This is a genomic window from Collinsella sp. CLA-ER-H9, from assembly GCF_040092295.1.
Lineage (GTDB): Bacteria > Actinomycetota > Coriobacteriia > Coriobacteriales > Coriobacteriaceae > Collinsella.
The window spans coordinates 75838-94149 of record NZ_JBBNLV010000008.1; the positions used below are offsets into that span (position 1 = coordinate 75838).

The 18312-nt window shown below is 58.6% G+C and carries 14 protein-coding genes and 3 tRNA genes; 1 reads left to right on the forward strand and 16 read right to left on the reverse strand.

Features of this window, described 5'->3' with window-relative positions:
- Positions 1-117: 117 nt before the first annotated feature.
- The 10 genes from htpG to AAAX73_RS06505 form a co-directional block, all read right to left on the reverse strand.
- Positions 118-2142: a molecular chaperone HtpG gene (gene htpG, locus AAAX73_RS06460; protein ID WP_349125415.1), complete on the reverse strand. Its 2025-nt coding sequence runs from the start codon at positions 2140-2142 to the stop codon at positions 118-120.
- A 201-nt stretch (positions 2143-2343) separates the two neighbouring features.
- Complete coding sequence (locus AAAX73_RS06465) at positions 2344-2844, reverse strand: GNAT family N-acetyltransferase (protein ID WP_349125416.1); 501 nt, start codon at positions 2842-2844, stop codon at positions 2344-2346.
- 39 nt (positions 2845-2883) lie between these two features.
- Positions 2884-3534 (reverse strand): CpsB/CapC family capsule biosynthesis tyrosine phosphatase, encoded by a 651-nt coding sequence (locus AAAX73_RS06470; protein ID WP_022094060.1) that lies wholly within the window; start codon positions 3532-3534, stop codon positions 2884-2886.
- A 17-nt stretch (positions 3535-3551) separates the two neighbouring features.
- Positions 3552-4289 carry a CpsD/CapB family tyrosine-protein kinase gene (locus AAAX73_RS06475; RefSeq protein WP_349125417.1) on the reverse strand — a complete coding sequence of 246 codons (738 nt, stop codon included), beginning with the start codon at positions 4287-4289 and terminating at the stop codon, positions 3552-3554.
- Positions 4290-4291: 2 nt separating this feature from the next.
- On the reverse strand, positions 4292-4948 hold the full coding sequence (locus AAAX73_RS06480) for a Wzz/FepE/Etk N-terminal domain-containing protein (protein WP_349125418.1): 657 nt from the start codon (positions 4946-4948) through the stop codon (positions 4292-4294).
- A 176-nt stretch (positions 4949-5124) separates the two neighbouring features.
- The gene (locus AAAX73_RS06485; protein ID WP_349125419.1) at positions 5125-6549 is read right to left on the reverse strand and encodes an ATP-binding protein; all 1425 of its coding nucleotides are present in this window, start codon (positions 6547-6549) and stop codon (positions 5125-5127) included.
- Positions 6550-6552: 3 nt separating this feature from the next.
- The gene (locus tag AAAX73_RS06490) at positions 6553-7281 is read right to left on the reverse strand and encodes a response regulator transcription factor (RefSeq protein ID WP_089572665.1); all 729 of its coding nucleotides are present in this window, start codon (positions 7279-7281) and stop codon (positions 6553-6555) included.
- A 64-nt stretch (positions 7282-7345) separates the two neighbouring features.
- On the reverse strand, positions 7346-8221 hold the full coding sequence (gene pstB, locus AAAX73_RS06495) for a phosphate ABC transporter ATP-binding protein PstB (protein WP_349125420.1): 876 nt from the start codon (positions 8219-8221) through the stop codon (positions 7346-7348).
- 103 nt (positions 8222-8324) lie between these two features.
- Positions 8325-9563, reverse strand: a complete 1239-nt coding sequence (locus tag AAAX73_RS06500; protein WP_349125421.1) for an ATP-binding protein — start codon at positions 9561-9563, stop codon at positions 8325-8327.
- Positions 9564-9588: 25 nt separating this feature from the next.
- Entirely contained in the window at positions 9589-10284 is a 696-nt protein-coding gene (locus tag AAAX73_RS06505; protein WP_349125422.1) for a response regulator transcription factor, read from the reverse strand.
- 197 nt (positions 10285-10481) lie between these two features.
- On the opposite strand from AAAX73_RS06505, the gene AAAX73_RS06510 reads away from it, so the two are divergent.
- Positions 10482-11822, forward strand: coding sequence for a serine hydrolase (locus AAAX73_RS06510; RefSeq protein ID WP_349125423.1), 1341 nt, complete (start codon positions 10482-10484; stop codon positions 11820-11822).
- A gap of 123 nt (positions 11823-11945) precedes the next feature.
- Here AAAX73_RS06510 and AAAX73_RS06515 read toward each other — a convergent pair whose 3' ends face one another.
- The 6 genes from AAAX73_RS06515 to AAAX73_RS06540 form a co-directional block, all read right to left on the reverse strand.
- Positions 11946-13064: an IS1249 family transposase gene (locus AAAX73_RS06515; protein ID WP_349125424.1), complete on the reverse strand. Its 1119-nt coding sequence runs from the start codon at positions 13062-13064 to the stop codon at positions 11946-11948.
- Positions 13065-13317: 253 nt separating this feature from the next.
- Positions 13318-13408, reverse strand: a tRNA-Ser gene (locus tag AAAX73_RS06520).
- 68 nt (positions 13409-13476) lie between these two features.
- Complete coding sequence (locus tag AAAX73_RS06525; protein WP_349125425.1) at positions 13477-14559, reverse strand: ATP-binding protein; 1083 nt, start codon at positions 14557-14559, stop codon at positions 13477-13479.
- 323 nt (positions 14560-14882) lie between these two features.
- Positions 14883-17324 (reverse strand): hypothetical protein, encoded by a 2442-nt coding sequence (locus AAAX73_RS06530; protein WP_349125426.1) that lies wholly within the window; start codon positions 17322-17324, stop codon positions 14883-14885.
- 364 nt (positions 17325-17688) lie between these two features.
- Positions 17689-17765: transfer RNA gene (locus AAAX73_RS06535), tRNA-Arg, on the reverse strand.
- A gap of 268 nt (positions 17766-18033) precedes the next feature.
- Positions 18034-18110, reverse strand: a tRNA-Arg gene (locus AAAX73_RS06540).
- Between the last annotated feature and the right edge of the window lie 202 nt (positions 18111-18312).

An 18312-nucleotide genomic window follows, 5' to 3' on the forward strand; every position in this document is an offset into this window, starting at 1 on the left:
AAAGAGGAGGGAAGCGTACTTCGGTACGCGACCGACGATTGAACGTCAGATTGCCGCTTAGGGGCGTTTGCAGCGTCGAGCTGTTACGCGGTTTGGTAAAACCGCGTAACTACCTAACTACATCAAGTTGCAGACAGCCGCCGCGAAGGCCACGGGGTCCTCGGGCAAAACGCCCTCGACCAGCAGGGCCTGGTCATAGAGCAGGCCGGAGTACTGCTTGATCTTGTCGGTGTCGCCCGCCTTCTGGGCAGCGACGAGCTTGGCAAAGACCGGGTGCTTGGCGTTGAGCTCGAGCACGCGCTGGCTCTTGGGCATACCGTCGGGCGCGCCCTCGGGACCCTTCTGGAGCACCTTCTCCATCTCGAGCGAAAGCGGGCCCTCGGTGGTAATGCAGGCGGGGGCATCGGTCAGGCGCGCGGAGACGGCAACCTTCTCGACCTTGTCGCCGAGCGCCTCCTTCATGGCGTTAAAGAGGTCCTCGTTCTCCTTGGTGGCGTCCTCGGCCTCCTTCTTCTCGTCATCGGTCGCCAAGTCAAGATCGCCGGTCGCGACGTTCTTAAGCTCCAGGTGACGATCCTCGACCTCAGGCTCGGCACCATCGGCAACTGCCTTCTCGGCAGCCTCGCGAGCAGCGTCATCCTCGTAGACCTTGGGCATATCGGCAGCCACGTACTCACGCATGGCCTGGAAGGTGAACTCATCCACGTCCTGCGTCAGCAGCAGTACATCGTAGCCGCGGTCGAGCACGCCCTTTACCACGGGCATCTTGGCCAAGCGCTCACGCGAGTCGCCGGCGGCGTAGTAAATGGCTTTCTGATCCTCGGGCATGCCCTTGGCATACTCGGCCAGGGTAATCATCTTCTGCTCCTTGGCAGACCAGAACAGCAGCAGGTCGGCGAGCTCATCGGCCTTCATGCCATAGCTCGAGTAGATGCCGTACTTAAGACCGCGGCCAAAGTTCTCAAAGAACTTCTCGTAGGCCTCGCGGTCGTTGTCACGCATATCCTCAAGGTCGGCGGTGATCTTCTTCTCGACACGCTTGGCAATGGCCTTGAGCTGACGGTTCTGCTGCAGCGTCTCACGCGAAATATTGAGCGTCACGTCGGCAGAGTCCACGACACCGCGCACAAAGTTGTAGTAGTCGGGCAGCAGGTCGTCGCACTTCTCCATGATCAAAACGTTGGAGCTGTAGAGCGCCAGGCCCTTCTCGTAGTCCTTACTGTACAGATCGAACGGCGCGCGGCCCGGCACAAACAGCAGGGCGTCATACTCGAGCGTGCCCTCAGCATGGAAGCTGATGGTGCGCGCCGGATCGTCAAAGTCGTGGAACGTGGACTTGTAGAACTCGTTGTAATCCTTCTGTTCAACGTCGGAGCTGCGCTTCTTCCAGATTGGCGTCATGGAGTTGATGGTCTCGAGCTCCTGGTAGTCCTCGTACTCGGGCTTGTAATCATCCGGCGCGTCCTCGGGCTTGGGTTTCTGGCGGCTCTTGCTCACCATCATCTGAATCGGGTAGCGCACATAGTTGCTGTACTGCTGAATCAGGCTCTTGAGGCCCCACTCGGTCAGGAAGCGATCGTAGGTCTCGGCCTCGCCGTCGGCGTCGAGCTTCTCGTTCTCACGCAGCGTCAGAATGACATCGGTACCGTGCTCGGCGCGCTCGCCATCCTCGATGGTGTAACCCTCAAGACCGTCGGACTCCCAAACGTGGGCGGTATCCTCGCCATAGGCGCGGCTCACGACCTTCACATGGCTGGCGACCATAAAGGCCGAGTAGAAGCCCACGCCAAACTGACCGATAATATCCACATCGGAGCCCTGCTGCTCGGCGTTCTCGGTCTTAAACTCCTCGGAGCCGGAATGGGCGATGGTGCCCAGGTTGCGCTCGAGCTCCTCGGCGGTCATGCCAATGCCGTTATCCGAGATGGTAATGGTGCGGGCGTCTTTATCAAAGGAGACGCGAATAGCCAGGTCGCCCTGATCGAGCTTGACACTCGGGTCCTGCAGGCTCTTAAAGTTGAGCTTGTCGACGGCGTCGCTCGCGTTAGAGATAAGCTCGCGCAGGAAGATTTCCTTATTGGTGTAGATGGAGTTGATCATAAGGTCGAGCAGTTTTTTGCTCTCGGTCTTAAATTGACGCATGTGCAGTCCTTTCGCGCTACCCCCGTCCGCAAAAACGGCCCGGTTGCCCGAGCCGCATCGCAGACCTGCTATGTTCAGACTTAGATTTTATAACCCATTAGCGCGCATATATACATACGGAATCGAAAAACTGTATGTCAAAGCGCTCTGATGCGCCAATTGCCAAGGAGTGCCCCAACTGCCGGCAGAAAAGGAACGTCCCTATCTGTCACCCAGCAGTTTGGCCATCCAGACATGGGGCTGGCCCTCGTCTTCGTAGTCTACCGGCGCGATCTGCGTGTAGCCCGCCTTGACGTAGAGAGGCAGCACGTACTCCTGTGCATGCAACTTTATGAGCTTGGCGCCGGCATCGCGCGCAGCAGCTTCGCTGGCTTCGACAATCTTGCTTGCCAGACCGCGACGGCGCATGGTGGACAGCACGGCGACGCGCCCCATAATGTAGGTCTCCCCCGCCGCAACGCCTTCGTCCATGTCGCATGCCGGCAACACCGGGGCCTCTGCGTCAGCCACGCGCTCAAGCTCTTCGGGAAACACGCGCGAGCAACCGGCAAGCTCGCCGTCTACATAGAGCGTCACATGAATGCAGTTCGGGTCCTCGTCGATAGCGTCGAACTCGCTCTCGTAGCCCTGCTCGGCCATAAAAACGACGCGGCGCACCAACGCCGCGTCATCAAAGCATCCCGTCTTAAGTTGGATATCCATGGCTGCCCTTTCATTCAATGCGAACGTTAGGGACAGATTTTAGCGAAAATGAGCTCCGCGCACGCTAAACTTCGCGCGAGCCTTCGCCAGGCAGTCGTAATGACCCACGTTATGGGCATCGCTCGCGATGAAGCTGTACAGGTTCTGATCGAACAGGCGCTGTGCCGGCTTTTTCTCGCGACCAAAGCGACCGCCGGCAATAAAGTCCGCCGAAGCCTGCAGTTTGCAGCCCATATCGACCAGGCGCTCCGCCACGCTTACATCCTTTTGAACCGCACGATAGCGCTCAGGATGAGCGATGATCACCTGGTAGCCACGGCACTGCAAATCGTAAATCGTGTTCTCGTACTCTCTAAACGCATACGCATCGGCATGCGTCGAAAGCTCGAGCAGGAACTCGTTGGTCCCATCGAAATGCAAGTGCTCCGCGGCATCGATACCAAGCTCAACGAGCTTTCGGTGGTTGACTTCGAAGCCCATTTGGAGCGGAAAACCGTCAGCGTTATCACGCAGCAGCTCAAAGGCATCCCACATCTTGTCGTAATCAAAATAGGGATCACGGCAGTGAGGAGTGCAAACGATTCTGGTTACACCGGCCCGCTTGGCAGCCTCGAGCATCGCCAAGCTCTCATCGAGGTCGGCGGCGCCGTCGTCTACACCCGGCAAGATATGGCAATGAATGTCACGCATAGGTCGGCCTTAATCAACTAAACGTTTGCCCGGTTGGTGAAGATGCCCTTTTTGGAAGTGCCCTGATCGGCGGAGCCCTTCTTAACCTTCTTACCGTCCTTGGTGTAGTAAGAATAGTAGTACTCGCTGGTCTCGGTCTCACAGTAATTCATGACGGTACCGATGAGCTTGACCTTCTCGGACTTCTTAAGCTGGGCGATAGCGTTGAGCGCCTCTTCGCGCTTGGTAAAGTCCTCGCGCACCACAAACAGCGTGCCGTCGGTCAGGCTGGCAATCTCGGCAGCATCGATGAAGGTGCCGACCGGAGGAGCATCGAAGATGACATACTGGAACTTAGCAGACAGTGCCTTGACCAACTTGGAAAAGCGATGAGAGACGATGATGTCTGCAGGATTGGGAATATGCGGCTCGGCATCGAGAAAGTAAAAGTTCTTCTGACCCGTCTCGACAATTGCCTGGTCAATGGAAATCTGCTCGGAAAGGACCGCATAGAGTCCGCCGCGCGAACGAACGCCGAGCATATCGGAAAGGGACCTGCGGCGCATATCGGCCTCGACCAGGAGCACGGACTTGCCGCTCGTGGCGATTGCCTGAGCAAGGTTAATGGCAACCGTAGACTTGCCCTCGTTGGGAATCGAGGAGGTAACGGTGATGGTGCGAATGGGGTCGTCCACGCTCGCAAAGCGGATGTTGGCCAGAAGGGTCTTGGCGGCATTCTGTACAACGAGCTTATCGGTGTTCTTTGCCTTAGCCATGCCTATTTACCACCTTTCATAGCCGGAATTCGGCCAACAACGGGAATACCCAGGAGCTCTTCTGCCTCTTCGGCACCGCGGATGCGGGTATTGAGCATGTCTGCCAAAACGACATAGGCAACTGCGATAAAGATACCGGCGAGGAACGCAACGGCGACGTACAGCGCGCGCTTGGGGCCGCTGGGAGCTTCGGGGGTCTTAGCCTTATCGATAACGTTGATGCTCTGGGCAGCGCCGACGTTCTGGGCGACCGTGCTCACCGAGCTGGCCATGGCCCTTGCCACCTCTGCCGTCTCCTCGGCATCGGTGCCCGTCACCGAAAGCGTGATGACGCGCGTCGTGGTCTCGGAGGAAACGGAAATCTTGTAGTCGTCCAGATCGGCGAGGCCCAGATCCTTGGCAGCACCACCCTTAACGCTATCGCTATCGAGCAGCGTGGCGATATCGTTGGAAAGCATCTGGCTCGCCGAAAGATCGGTGTAGCTCATTTGACTGCTATCGTCGGTCTTGGCGAGAACGTACATGCTCGTCGTGGCGGTGTAGGTGTTGTCCATCATGGTGAAGGACACGATGCCCATGGCGACCGCGCAAATCACCGGAAGGGCGATGACCAGCTTGAGGTGCTTTTTAAGCAGCTGGAACAGTTCGAGAAGGGTCATGCAGTTTGCCTTTCATTTCCCTAGTTCATATCGACAAAACTGCTCGTATCATATCGCATCTTTCCGCCAAGTCCGAACTCTATACATAAGATACAGCACATACGGCAATGTTGCGCAATAATAACGCCGCATCGGCAACCCCGGTGCGGCGTCAAAACAACACGTTTGCTGCATTGCTACGCAAATGATTCGTCCTGCTGTACGGGAAACGTCACCGTGATGGTAGTCCCCACACCCAGCTCGCTCGATAGGTCGAGCGAAGCATGGTGATACACGGCGGCATGCTTAACGATGGCCAGACCCAAGCCTGTTCCGCCACGCGCCTTAGAACGACTCTTGTCCACACGGTAAAAACGCTCGAACACTTTACCCTGCTCTTCGGGCGCAATACCGATACCCGTGTCAGCAACAGACAGGTACGGACGGCCCTCATCGTTGGTTCCGCAGCGCAGCGTGACCGTACCGCCAGGTTGGTTGTAGCGAATGGCGTTGCTTGCCAGATTGTAGATGAGCTCGTCAATCAAGCGCGACACGCCTTCGATGACCACAGGCTTGGTCTCATGACTTATCGTCACATTCGCCTGACGGGCAACCTGTTCAAGACGCTGCTCAACCGTGTAGATGGCACGCGAGAGCTCAATAGGCTCCGTGGACCCAATGGGCACCGCCTCGCCCTCAGTTGCACGCTCGGCCTCGTCCAAGTTAGACAGCGTAAGGATATCGTTGACAAGCGCTGCCAAGCGGCCCGCCTCACGATAGATGCGACCGCCAAAGTTGCGCAGGTCATCCTCGCCCTCAACCATGCCGTTTGCGATGAGCTCGGCATAGCCCGAAATCGCCGTAAGTGGCGTCTTGAGCTCATGGGTGATATTCGCCGTGAACTCGCGGCGCATACGGTCGTTGTCCGCTAGCACCGCCATTTGGCGCTTGAGTTCCTGGCGCTGCGACTCGATACGCTCAAGCATGGGGACCATCTCGGCATAGGCGTGCTCATAGCTACGGCGCGGGTGGTCCAAATCCACCTCTTGTAACGGCGCGATGATGGCACGGGACTCGCGGCGCGCCATGAAAAACGAGAGTACCGCACCCGCTGCTGCGATAAGCAGCATCGGCGCCACCATCGACAGCAAAATCGCCGCAACGCCAGGCTGGGCCTGCGCCAAGCGGACAACCTGGCCGTTATCAAGGGCGACGGCGCGATACAGCATAATCTCGTCGAGCGTAGAGCTTGCACGCTCCGCGGAACCCGAACCATTCTCAAAGGCCTCGATGACCTCGGGGCGATCGCCGTGGTTGGGCAGTGTGGAAGGCGACGCCTCGTTGTCGTAGGCAACCGATCCATCCTTGTTAATCAGCGTGATGCGCAAGTCCTCGCGATCGAGGCTACGCAAGAACGGGATGGGCTCCTGCTGCTCGTCGAGGGCGGCAGCAATGAGCTCGGTTTCCTGCGCCAGATTGGCACTCGTGGCATCCGCCAAGGTGTTTTGCACAAAGAACGCACCCAGCACCGTAAACGCCACGATAACCGCCATGGCGCAGACAAAGATCGTCACAAAAACGCGGTGCGACAGCGTATGTTTTCCCTGGGGGGCGAAGACCACGGGTTACTCCTCCGATGCGGTGGCCGCGGTGTCGTCGCCTTCGGCACCATCACCGGCAGAAGGCTCGGCCAGGCGATAGCCCACGCCGCGCACGGTCTCGATGGCGCTGGCATGCTCGCCCAGTTTTTGGCGAAGCGTCTGCACGTGCACGTCAACGGTGCGCGAACCGCCGTCGAAGTCCCAGCCCCACACGCTCTGCAGCAACGACTCGCGGGTAAAGACAACGCCGGGCTTGCGCATGAGGTACTCGAGCAGGTCGAACTCGCGCAGGGTGAGCTTAAGCGGCTCGCCGGCAACGGTCACCTCGCGATGGCTGGGCGAAAGCACGATGTCGCCCACGCTGAGCACATCGCTCGCCTGCTTGACCATGCCGCCGCGACGCAGCAGCGCACGGCAACGGCTGGCAAGCTCCATGAGCGAAAACGGCTTGGTCAGGTAATCGTCGGCACCGCCATCGAGCGCCATCACCTTGTCGAGTTCGGTGTCCTTGGCGGTAAGCATCATGATGGGCACCGTCGCCGTCAGGCGATCGGCACGCAGGCGACGCATAATCGCCAGGCCATCGGTATCGGGCAGCATGATGTCGAGCAGGACAGCATCGGGCACCCGTCGCGCCACAGCAGCCTTAAACTCGCCATCGCACGAAAAGCCCTCGGCCTCGATCCCCTGCTTGCGCAGCGCATAGACCGTCAAATCCCTGATGTTGTCATCGTCCTCGACGTAATAGATCATGTTGAACCCCTTTGCGGCCGGCATGACCGCATCTTAACCCTAAAGGTACCTTTACGAGATGGTATCAGCCAAAACGTCCCGTCAAATAATCCGCCGTGCGCGGATCGGTCGGATTCTTGAAGAGCTGCGCGGTTGGCGCGTGCTCCACCAGCTCACCCAGCAAAAAGAACGCAACCGAATCGGAAATACGCGCGGCCTGCTGCATGTTGTGCGTCACGACCACCAACGTGCAGGTCTCCTTGAGCTCGCAGGCCAGCTGCTCCACCACCAACGTCGACACGGGGTCGAGCGCCGAGGTCGGCTCGTCCATCAGCAGAATGTCGGGCTGCACGGCAAGTGCGCGGGCGATGCACAGGCGCTGCTGCTGTCCACCCGAAAGACCCAGGCCCGACTCCTTGAGCTTGTCCTTGACCTCATCCCAGAGCGCGGCGCGACGAAGGGAATCCTCGACCAGCTCATCCAACACAGCGCGATCACGCACGCCCATGCCACGGGGGCCGTACGCGACGTTGTCATAAATGCTCATGGGAAACGGGTTAGGACGCTGGAACACCATGCCCACGCGCTGGCGCAGACGGCAGATGTCGTAGTCGCCCAGGATATCTTGGCCATCGAGCGCGATCTTGCCCTCTATGTGACAGTCCTTGATGCCGTCGTTCATGCGGTTAAAGCAACGTAGCAGCGTCGACTTGCCGCAGCCCGAAGGACCGATAAACGAGGTGATCTGCTTGTCGCGGATCTTGATGGACACGTCCTTAAGTGCGTGGTGGTCGCCATAGAACAGGTCGAGGCCCTCGACGTCGATGCGCGTCGGCGAGGCGGCAAGGTCCTGCGCCGTGGGGCGCGTCGCGTCTCCGACTTCGCGCTCGTGCGCAGCCTCGGCTCGCGCCTCCATTAGCTCCTCGAGCTCCGTGGGCTCCATAGCCACACCAGCCGTCATACCGCATACCTCCACGTCGATATCAATTCAGCAGTATCGATAGTAGAAACCGCGGCTCATACGCACGTGAGCGCATTGTCAGGTGTTTGTAAGGGCGCCTACGCTACGCGGCGGGCAGCTCGATGGTAAAAACGGTATGCTCGGGCGTCGATTCGCACGCGATGGTGCCGCCATGCGCGCATACAATCTCCTTGGCGATGGCGAGACCCAGCCCAGCGCCGCCGCGATTGGTCGCACGCGCCGCATCCAGGCGATAGAACTTCTCAAAGATCACCTTGAGCTTTGGCTCAGGGATCGGATCGCCCTGGTTTATAAATCGTACGCGCACGCCGCCGTTACCCAAACGTCTGGCCTCAATCGTGATCATCGAGCCTTCATAGCTATAGGCAACGGCGTTTTTCATGATGTTGTTGAATACGCGAGCCATCTTGTCGCCGTCCACGAGCACCGTCAGATCCTCGCAGATATCAACCTGGGCTTCTTTATGCTGTTCGTTGAGAATGGGATAGAACTCGTCGGCCACCTGTGCCAGTAAGAGCCCCAAATCGACGTAGCTGCGGGTGAGCACGATATCGTGGAAATCAAAGCGCGTGATGTCGAAGAACTCCTCGATGAGCGCATCGAGCCGGTGGGCCTTGTCGAGTGCCACGCCCGTAAAGCGTGCACGTTGCTCAAGCGGCAAATCGGGGGCCTCCTGCAAGAGCGAAAGGTAGCCCACCACGCTGGCGAGCGGCGTGCGCAGGTCGTGCGCCAGGTACGTCACCAGGTCATCTTTGCGGTGCGATTCGTCACGCAGGGCTTGTTGAACCCTACGCTCGCAATCGCGCGCCCGGTTGAGCGCGCCCTCGACCTCGAGGAAGTCGCCGTCAATGTTGTCCCATGTGTCGGGGTTATCGATCAGACGATCCTGAATGCGGGCGGCAATCACGCGGTCGGCGTGCAGCTCGCCCTGCTCGTAACCCTGGTAGTACAGGGCGCGTCCGCAGAAGAACAGGACGCACACGGCAAGCGCCAGCACAAATCCAAGCATGTTGAACACAAAGCCGGCGTCAAAGAATACGGGCTCGCCAATACCGCCAAGCGCCATGGACCCGATCGCCAACGTAATAGTCCACGCGGCGCCGCCGATCACCACACAGCGGCGAACGATTTCGAATCGATCAATCAGCAAAAAGCCAATGAGTAGAACTGCCAGGATGCCAACGATATTGTCAATGCCGATGAGCAGCAGACTCAGCAAAAAGAGCAGCACCGTCGCTAACGCACGGTTGTCAACGACCGCCCTTACGTATTCAAAGAGTCGATCGGGTACCTCGAATGCCCGCCTATCGTCTTTTGTCATATCTACTCCCCAACCATCAAAGGCGTTATTCGATTATGTAGCCGACGCCCCAGACGTTTTTGATAAAGCGCGGCTTCTGGGCATCGTCGCCAATCTTTTCGCGCAGATGGCGAATGTGCACCATAACCGTATTGTTGGAGCCGGGCATAAAGTCCTCGTTCCACACCGCGCGGAACAGGTCCTCCACGGGCACCACGCTACCACGATGCTCGACCAGATACAGCAAGATGGAATACTCGATGGGCGTAAGGCGCACCGGCGCACCGTCCACCGTCACAGAGCGGGCGTCGCGGTTGATCTCGAGGCCGTCGAGCTGGATGATCGGCGACTCGGCCGCCTGTGCGCGGCTGCCGTAGCTGGTATAACGACGAAGCTGAGCATGGACGCGTGCAATGAGCTCCAGCGGACGGAACGGCTTGACCACATAATCGTCTGCGCCAAGCGAAAGGCCCTCGATCTTGTCTTGCTGGGCATCGCGCGCCGTCAGCATGATCACGGGATAGGTATGGCTGGAACGGATCGTACGCAACAGCTCAAAGCCATCGATATCGGGCAGCATGACATCCAGCAGCGCCAGATCGAACTCCTGCTCCAAGATTGCCTTGGCAGCATCGGCCCCGCTATAGGCGACCTGTACGTCAAAGCCTTCTTTTGTAAGGTAGATGCCAACTAGGTCGGCGATGGCCTTCTCGTCATCAACTACCAGTATGCGTTCGTTCATGCGTGCTCCTCTCGCGCTCCATTATGCCCGAGGGGGCGCCCGTCACACACAACAAGCGTGGGTGATTAAGTCGGCCTTAAGCACCCTTGTGCCCGTTCGGGCGCGGATGTGGGCCGCGCACGCACGCGATGATCGCCGATGCCGGCAAACGATATACTCTAGTTCCAGAAGAGACCATCCCGTCGAAAGCGAAATCTGTGAAGTCCCTCACCTCTTTTACAAAGCGCTCAGCCCAGCTTGCCGCCGGCTTTGTCTGCGCTATCGCCCTTGCCGCTGGCGTGCCCACCGTCGCCGGCGCCCAAGTGCTCACGACCGACAATGTCTGTGGCAAAACCGCCGATGCGCGCGGCATCACGGCCGAAAATCTACCCGATATCGATGCGACCAATGCCTTCGTCATGGGCAAAGACGGCACCGTCTACTATGGGCGCGGCGCCGATGAGCAGGTCAAAATCGCCTCGATCACCAAGGTCATGACCGCAATCCTAACCGTTGAGAATTGCAAGATGGACGAGAAGGTCACGGTGAGCAACGCCGCAGCCACCGTGGGTAATTCGACCGCCGGCTTGCTCGAAGGCGACGAGCTTACCGTGGAGCAGGCGCTGCGCGGCCTGATGATTCCCTCGGGCAACGACGCCGCCATCGTGCTCGCCGAATATATGGGCAAGAAGATCGACCCTAAGACCAAAGACGCCGAGGCCACATTTGTGAAGGCCATGAACGAGCGCGCTAAGAAGCTCGGCTGCACCGGTACGCTTTTTGAAAACCCGCATGGTCTGGACTTTGATGAGTGGGCTGGCGATATGCACTCAACCGCACACGACGTAGCGCTGATGATGCAGGAGGCCATGAAAAACGACACGATCCGCAAGGTCGTAGCGAGCGAGGATTCCTGGATCGAGGTCACGGGCGCCGACGGCACCGACCATTCGCATTCCATGGACACGCATAACTATTTGCTGGGCCAAGATGGCAACATCGGTGGCAAGACCGGCACTACCGACGATGCAGGCTATTGCTTTACGGGTGCCTACAACCGCGATGGCGACGAGATCTACACTGTCGTTTTGAACTCCACCACCACCGACCAGCGCTTTACCGATACCGCAATCCTTGCCAATTGGTACTACGGTCACAAGGTGACGGTCGCAATCGCCAACACGCAGGAAAAGACCGCCAACGGCAACCCGCTTATGGCGCGCATTGGTCAAACCGACTGGACTGATAAGACGATCGACGCCACACTCGCCGATCCTACGGCGCAAGCGACCGTGTTTTCCCTTGCCGGCGAGGTGACCGAAAAGGTTAGCTACGACGATCTTTCGGGCACGGTGCATGTGGGCGACAAGGTGGGCAGCGTTACGCTTAAACAGGGCAGCACCAAGATTGCCGTCATGGACCTGGTTGCCGACGAGGAAGGAACAGGGCTCAATCCCATCGAGTGGCTGCTCGTGAAGCTCGACCGCCTGGGCCGCCGCATCGACAACCGCCCGCTCACAGCCGAGAGCGAAACCGTAGCCAAGGCTCCTGAGGTGTAGGGCCAAAGCGTTATCACATCGAACCAAATGAGGCGTCCAACGGGGCGCTTCATTTTTTTGAGGGTTCGAATCCCGGCTTATAGGACATAATGTGTGTCCCGATAGAACATCCGTTTCCATCCATTAATCCAGCCAGAACGGGTACGGGTCCCTGTGGTGGAGGTCCTCCCACACGGCCCTGTCGCCCCACTCCGGCCCTCCGTCCTCGCGCGACGGCGAGGCGGAGTAGACGCTGAACAGGAAGTCGATGTCCGCGTCGGTCGGCATCGTGGCGAGCTTCTCGCGCGCAGTCCTCGCGTCCCCCGAGTGCGCGTGGCACCACCAGAACACCGCCTTCACGCGCTTGACCGACGTCAGCCCCCGGTGGTTGCGCAGGACGGCCCTCAGCTGCGAGTTCACCCCTCCCTCGATCATGTTGTTGGTCGACGGCAGCGGGCCGGCCTTGGCCAGGGCGGGGTCGAGGTAGGTGAACAGCGTCCCCGCCGACACCAGCGACGACAGCGACGAGCGCGCCCGCCTCAGCCTCTCGTGGGTGCAGGCCCTCCTGCCGTCCACCACGGTCCTGTCCTCCAGGAAGTCGGCCCAGAACCCGCACCAGTCGAGGTAGCGCTCGACCCAGAGCTCGGCCTGGTGCAGCGTCTCGATGCCCATGAGGTCGCGCGCGATGAGGTAGAGCTCGCGCCCCGCCTGGAGCTTCGGCCGCGTCGTCGTGTAGCGCTTGGCCTGCGAGAAGGCGTGGAAGGTGCACCTCTGGACCCTGGTGCGCGGCCAGGTCTCGCGCACGGCCTTGGCGAACCCGCTCCCGCCGTCGGTGACGACTACCTCGGGCGCCGGGATCGGCGCCATGAGGGCCGACCACGCCCTCGAGTTCTCCGACCTCGCCATGTACCAGGAGACCACCCGCTCGCCGCTGCAGCATATGAGCACCACGAGGTCGCGCGCGACCCAGATCCCGTCGACGTAGAGCACGCGGTGCAGCTCGCCGTCGGGGACGGGCATGGGCCAGACCTCCCAGAACTCGGCCGTCCTGCGCCTGAAGGAACGCCCGCCGCCCGGCATCGCCGCCTGGGAGTCCTTGGAGAGGAGCCACCCGAGGAACTCGTCCAGCCTCGTCGCCGTGTCGTCGTACCTCACCGTCGTCGACGCGCCGCAGGACGTGCACCTCCACCGCTGGGACCCCGATGAAGTCCTGCCGTTGCGCTTGGTCCGACCGCCGCAGTAGGGGCAATAAACGGCCTTCATGGGCACCTCTTCCGAAAGGGTATTTAACGGTTCCGGAAAAGGTTATCTACCTGCGGGAACGATAGGCAACCGGACACACATTCTGTCCGAGCGGTTAAAAGCGGGCACGGAATTTAAGCGGCTGAAAAAGGGGCATCGACCTGCGCCGATGCCCCCAACGTGGACACACATTATGTCCTATAAGCCCGAATCCCCAGCTAACGTGGTTCAACTAAAAAAGGGTCCCTTTCGGAACCCTTCTTTAAAGTCTTACTGGCGGAGAGCTGGGGATTCGAACCCCAGATGCCCTTTTGGGGCATACTCGCTTAGCAGGCGAGCACCTTCGGCCTCTCGGTCAGCTCTCCGTAACAGCCGTTCTATAGTAACCAAACAGTCGAGGATGGGCAAGAGGGAATTTGGAGCGATTCCATTTTTACCTTTCCCGCACCGCCTCCAACAAATAGTCACGCATATACGGAATTGCAAACGAAACACAGCCATAGCCCGCAGGCTCAATCAACCCCGCATCGATGAGACGTTTACGATACGAGCCGACCTTGTTCGCCGGCAGCCCCATCTTTTTGGCGATATCACCGTTGGCAATCTCATCGCCCTCGCATTGAGCCATTGCCGCAAGATACTGAAACTGTCGTTCTGAAACCCTGCGCAGCGCCGGGGCAATCACCATAGCATTAAAGCTATCAAGAGCTGCTTGGATACCCGTACGCGCGGACCCTTCGTTCACGCTCTCCGCCCCGCTGCGCGCAGCAGCCTGCCAAGCGTAATATCCGACCAACTGGACCATAAAGGGATAGCCTGCTGACGCCTTTGTTAATAGCTCAGCGGCGTCTTCATCGAGCTCCTTGCCCGCTCGTCTCATTGTATCCTCAAACGATCCGCCGACTTCAAAATCGGAGAGACGAGTGAGTTCGATATGTTTTGCCCGCTGAAGGAACGTAAGGGTATCATCAACCACCACGCCATCCACCGATGTTGGCAAGCCAGCGAATGCAAAAGCGACATTCGCCCCTTGGCGAATCAAAAGCTGCATCTCATTGCCCAGCTCGCGCATTTCCTCAGTTGAGGCATCCTGAATCTCGTCGAGCGTAATGAGCAGACCTCCGCGCTTCGCGGCATCGTACATTGCCTCGCCCAGATGAGATGCCGACTTCGATACCTCAACGGAGCCAAGGCTGACTCCTCGAATAGATGGGGGAATCGACATTGACTCAAGACGAACATTTCGCTGTAGAGCCTCGAGGATTCTACTGCAAAAACCGGCATTCGAGGCGACGTCAACAACCTCGAATCCTTTTTTTCGCGCAAGATCGCCCAATGCATTGAGAAGCACCGTTTTACCTGTGCCTCGGACGCCCGAGATGCGCATGAGTCGATCGGGGGCACCAGGACCATTCTCAAGGGCCTCGGCAAAATCATCCAAAACAGCGTCACGTCCGATAAGCTCAGGCGGATTCATGCCCGCCGTTGGCTTAAAGGGATTAATGGCTTTCGACATTCGAACCTCCTCTGCTAGTTTTAACAACTTTAACAAAGTTTAGCAACTTTAGCAGAGTTTAACAGGTTTAGCAGACCTAGCCGCTTTTGACCTTACCGGTCCTGCTGGAGCCACCCACCTGAGCCAATACAAATGGCTCCATTCAATTTGTCGGCAACCTGCTCGATACAGTAATTCGTACTTTAATTCGTTACGACTTAAATTCGTTATACCTTATCTATACGCAAATGTTCCCGGTACCGCCGGTAGCAGTAGCCCCTTCGTTTTGTCGGCATGGCGAGCAAATGGGATGACAAGCGCGGTCCAGCCCTTCTATGCCGCTCCTACCCCAGCGAGCGGTTGAGGGAGCCGAGCTCGTCGTTGCCCATGGTGCGCCACATTTGATAGATGCAGCCGCGCGCCAAGAAAAAGAAGCCGTTATCGACGAGTTGCACGGCAGCATCCGCGAGTTGATTGGTCACGGCGGGCACCGGCGGCAGCTCAAGACCTGCCTTGCGGATGGTCTCGACAGCCTCCTCAAACGTGGGCGGTTTGATGACGCCCATCTCGTTCATAAGGCCCTGCATCTCCTCCTGCGCGCTGCCGCCTGACTCCTCGCCGCGCGGCACCAGGCGGTAGCACGCCAGCGCCAGCTCGAGCTGGTCGCAGTTCCAATAGGCAAACGCCAGGCGATAGAACAGGTAACCGATCGAAGGCCGGTCGCTGGCGATGCGCAGGCCGTGGCGCGCCACCTCGATAATCTCGTCATAGCGCTCCAGGCGTGCTAGCACGTTGATCAGGGCAAAGTGAGACTGCATGGACGAGCGCGCCAAATCGTAGAGACGACGCACCTCGGGCAGTGCACGCTCAAAGTCCTCTTGTTCGGCGTAAAAGCTGCAGATCTCGTGCTGGGCAAAATACAGCGCATCGGGAGCGCGAAGGATACGCACGGAACGGTCTTCCTCCATCACCGGCAGCACCATGCGCACCAGCTGGTTGTCGCAGAACTGGGTCTGCACCGGGCCCGTCGCCAAAAGCTCAGCAACAGCACACTTGGCTTCCAGTTCCTCGACAAGGCGAGAAAAGCCCTCAAACGCACCCGCACGGTCAACTTTGGCCCGCTCGCGCAACTCAATGACGCGCGCCACATACGGGTCATCGTCCTCCTCCATGACCTCAAGCTCATCAGCCGTATCAGCGAGCAGCAAATCGCGAAGCGCAGGCGGCAGTGGACGATGGTCATCACGTGGCCGGGCGTGAACCTCTGCAGGCTCAATCATGTCCGGTGCATCTGCCTCATACGCCTCAAGCACACGCTTACACGGCATATCGTCCATATCCATGCTCTCAAGATCCTTGGCGACAGAAACGCAATCGGCCAGATAAGCCGCACGGCCAAAGGAGTACGTTTTAACAACGCGCTCGCCCTGCTCGCCGTCGGGAGCCGCAATCTGCACGTAGCAGCGCGTGATGCGAGCACCCGAGGCAAAGCATGCCGCTGCGAGTGTAAGCGCAATACGCGCATCGTGCTCGGTGGCCCATGCTGCGCGCTTAGGCTCATCCACCTCGCGCCAGGCGTCATCTTGAGCATCGTATTCGCGCTGCGGCATAGCATCGACAACCGTGCGGCCAAATCGCACCAGCATGATGCCCTCGGCGACGTTCGCTCGATAGGTGTAGTCGAGCCGCGTGACCACGTTGAGCGCTTCTACGATACGTGCAAAGCGGGTGCGAACGTCCCACTCGCCACCCGGCTGGCACGCAACCGTCCCCGGCTTGGCCCACGGGTTGTCATTCGACAGCGTTTCGAGCAGGCGAGGAACGTCGTTTGTCGTCTTGCTGATGTGCCATAGGTCAAAGAGCGAGCAGCCCTCAAAGCTCGGCGACGAGGCAACGGGGCCCAACCCTGCCCCAATACGCTCAAGAATGCCCGATAGGCGGTTCAGGCGGCACTCGACGGCAAGCAGGGTATCGATCTCGTCCTGGTCCAGCAGGCTACGGTCAAAATTGAGATAGAAGAGCCTTGAGCGATCGATGCGCGCCAGGCTCATTTCGGTTTTGGCCGCAATGGTGCGCAGGCGAGGCAGATTGACTTCGCCCATCAAAGCGGCGGCATAGCGCTCAATGCCACTTGGATTATCTGTATGGTCAATGCGGTAGAGCAACGTTTCGATTGCATCGGGCAGCGGCGTGGAATCAAAACCCAGCAGTACCTCAACCGGCTCGGGGAGTTTTACAAGTTTGATCTTGTCGACGGCATTTTTCATGCCCTCGTCGAGGCCGTCACCGTCTGCCGTGCTTGAGACAGCGTTTTCAGAATCGGCGAATACCACGTAACGCAAGAACATCGAGGCCATGAACTCGCCGTAGCGAAGGCTGCGTGTCGAATTCCACGTCTCGCGATCGGATTGCTCGCGCATGGTGCCTTCGGGAGAGCCGATGACTCGCGCCCGGGAATGCATCGTCCCATCGGCGCCCCTGACCGCAATCTCACCGATATTGGAATCGGACTTGTCAAGAATCAGTTGCATGTCGGGATCGTCGGGCAGCGATACCTCGTTAACGGGACGGTCCACCTTATAGACCTCACCCGAAACGCTCACGTAGCCCAAAAGCGACACATGGCTTTTGCCGACGAATTCGACGACATAGCATGATTCATGCGGGTCCTCGTCAAAGAGCTTCCAAACCACGCCATACGAGCGTCCCGCAGGCTGCTCGGGCATGGCCGGAAAGCGCTTTTTGGGATCGAGAAACCTGAGCTTGTATGTCGGACGCTCTGCCACGAAATATCACCCTGATCGGTCGTCTAAAGAAAGAGCGCGCCACGGGCTCACCAAGGCGCATATTCGAAATCTTACACGAGTCGATGAGAAATAGTCCCCTTTGACCGAGGTTCGAATCCATGCGACGCCTGCCCATAAGAAAAGCCCCCGTTGCCGGAGGCTTTCAATTTCAATTGGTGCGGCGTATAGGATTCCGCGCATCCGCTTCGCGGATCCGCACCGGCTTCGCCCGCCCGCCGGCGGACTCGCCCGCTCGCTACGGACGCTCCGCGTCCGCTTCACGCTCGCGCCTCGACCGAGGTTCGAATCCATGCAGTGTTTACGTAAAAGAAAAGCCCCCGTTGCCGGGAGCTTTAATCTCAAATGGTGCGGCGTATAGGATTCGAACCTATGACGTTCTGATTCGTAGTCAGACCCTCTATCCAGCTGAGGTAACGCCGCGACTTGTTGATTATTATGCACATGGACTGAATAATGGTCAAGCATTTTTTCAAAAAAAGTTATTGAATTTAGTTTTTACTCATTTGGAGGGCTTGGTGCGATCTTCGATGCCTCGCGATATAGAAGAGCAGTCGTTGTTGGGAGCTTTAAAGTCTATTGGTGCGACGTATAGGATTCCGCGCATCCACTCCGGCTTCGACCGAGGTTCGAATCTCCGCAATGCTCCCATATAAGAAAAGCCCCCGTTGCCGGGAGCTTTAAAGTCAATTGGTGCGGCGTATAGGATTCGAACCTATGACGTTCTGATTCGTAGTCAGACCCTCTATCCAGCTGAGGTAACGCCGCAACGCACGGATTATTATGCACGCGAGCCCCCGATGGGTCAAGCGACAATTTGAAAAAATTTTACGGAGTGGTGATCCTTGATTATCGACTTTATCCGAACACCTCCCACATTCATCCGTACATGTACGGATGAATGTGGGAACCCGATACCCTGAGGGCCGGATCGGCCGGCCCCGGGAGATCGGAGGACGGCATGTCCGGA

Excerpts from the sequence above, each read along its gene's own strand:
- htpG (WP_349125415.1), bottom strand. The coding sequence starts at position 2,142 with ATGCGTCAATTTAAGACCGAGAGCAAAAAACTGCTCGACCTTATGATC.
- AAAX73_RS06465 (WP_349125416.1), bottom strand. The coding sequence starts at position 2,844 with ATGGATATCCAACTTAAGACGGGATGCTTTGATGACGCGGCGTTGGTG.
- AAAX73_RS06470 (WP_022094060.1), bottom strand. The coding sequence starts at position 3,534 with ATGCGTGACATTCATTGCCATATCTTGCCGGGTGTAGACGACGGCGCC.
- AAAX73_RS06475 (WP_349125417.1), bottom strand. The coding sequence starts at position 4,289 with ATGGCTAAGGCAAAGAACACCGATAAGCTCGTTGTACAGAATGCCGCC.
- AAAX73_RS06480 (WP_349125418.1), bottom strand. The coding sequence starts at position 4,948 with ATGACCCTTCTCGAACTGTTCCAGCTGCTTAAAAAGCACCTCAAGCTG.
- AAAX73_RS06490 (WP_089572665.1), bottom strand. The coding sequence starts at position 7,281 with ATGATCTATTACGTCGAGGACGATGACAACATCAGGGATTTGACGGTC.
- pstB (WP_349125420.1), bottom strand. The coding sequence starts at position 8,221 with ATGACGGCTGGTGTGGCTATGGAGCCCACGGAGCTCGAGGAGCTAATG.
- AAAX73_RS06500 (WP_349125421.1), bottom strand. The coding sequence starts at position 9,563 with ATGACAAAAGACGATAGGCGGGCATTCGAGGTACCCGATCGACTCTTT.
- AAAX73_RS06505 (WP_349125422.1), bottom strand. The coding sequence starts at position 10,284 with ATGAACGAACGCATACTGGTAGTTGATGACGAGAAGGCCATCGCCGAC.
- AAAX73_RS06515 (WP_349125424.1), bottom strand. The coding sequence starts at position 13,064 with ATGAAGGCCGTTTATTGCCCCTACTGCGGCGGTCGGACCAAGCGCAAC.
- AAAX73_RS06525 (WP_349125425.1), bottom strand. The coding sequence starts at position 14,559 with ATGTCGAAAGCCATTAATCCCTTTAAGCCAACGGCGGGCATGAATCCG.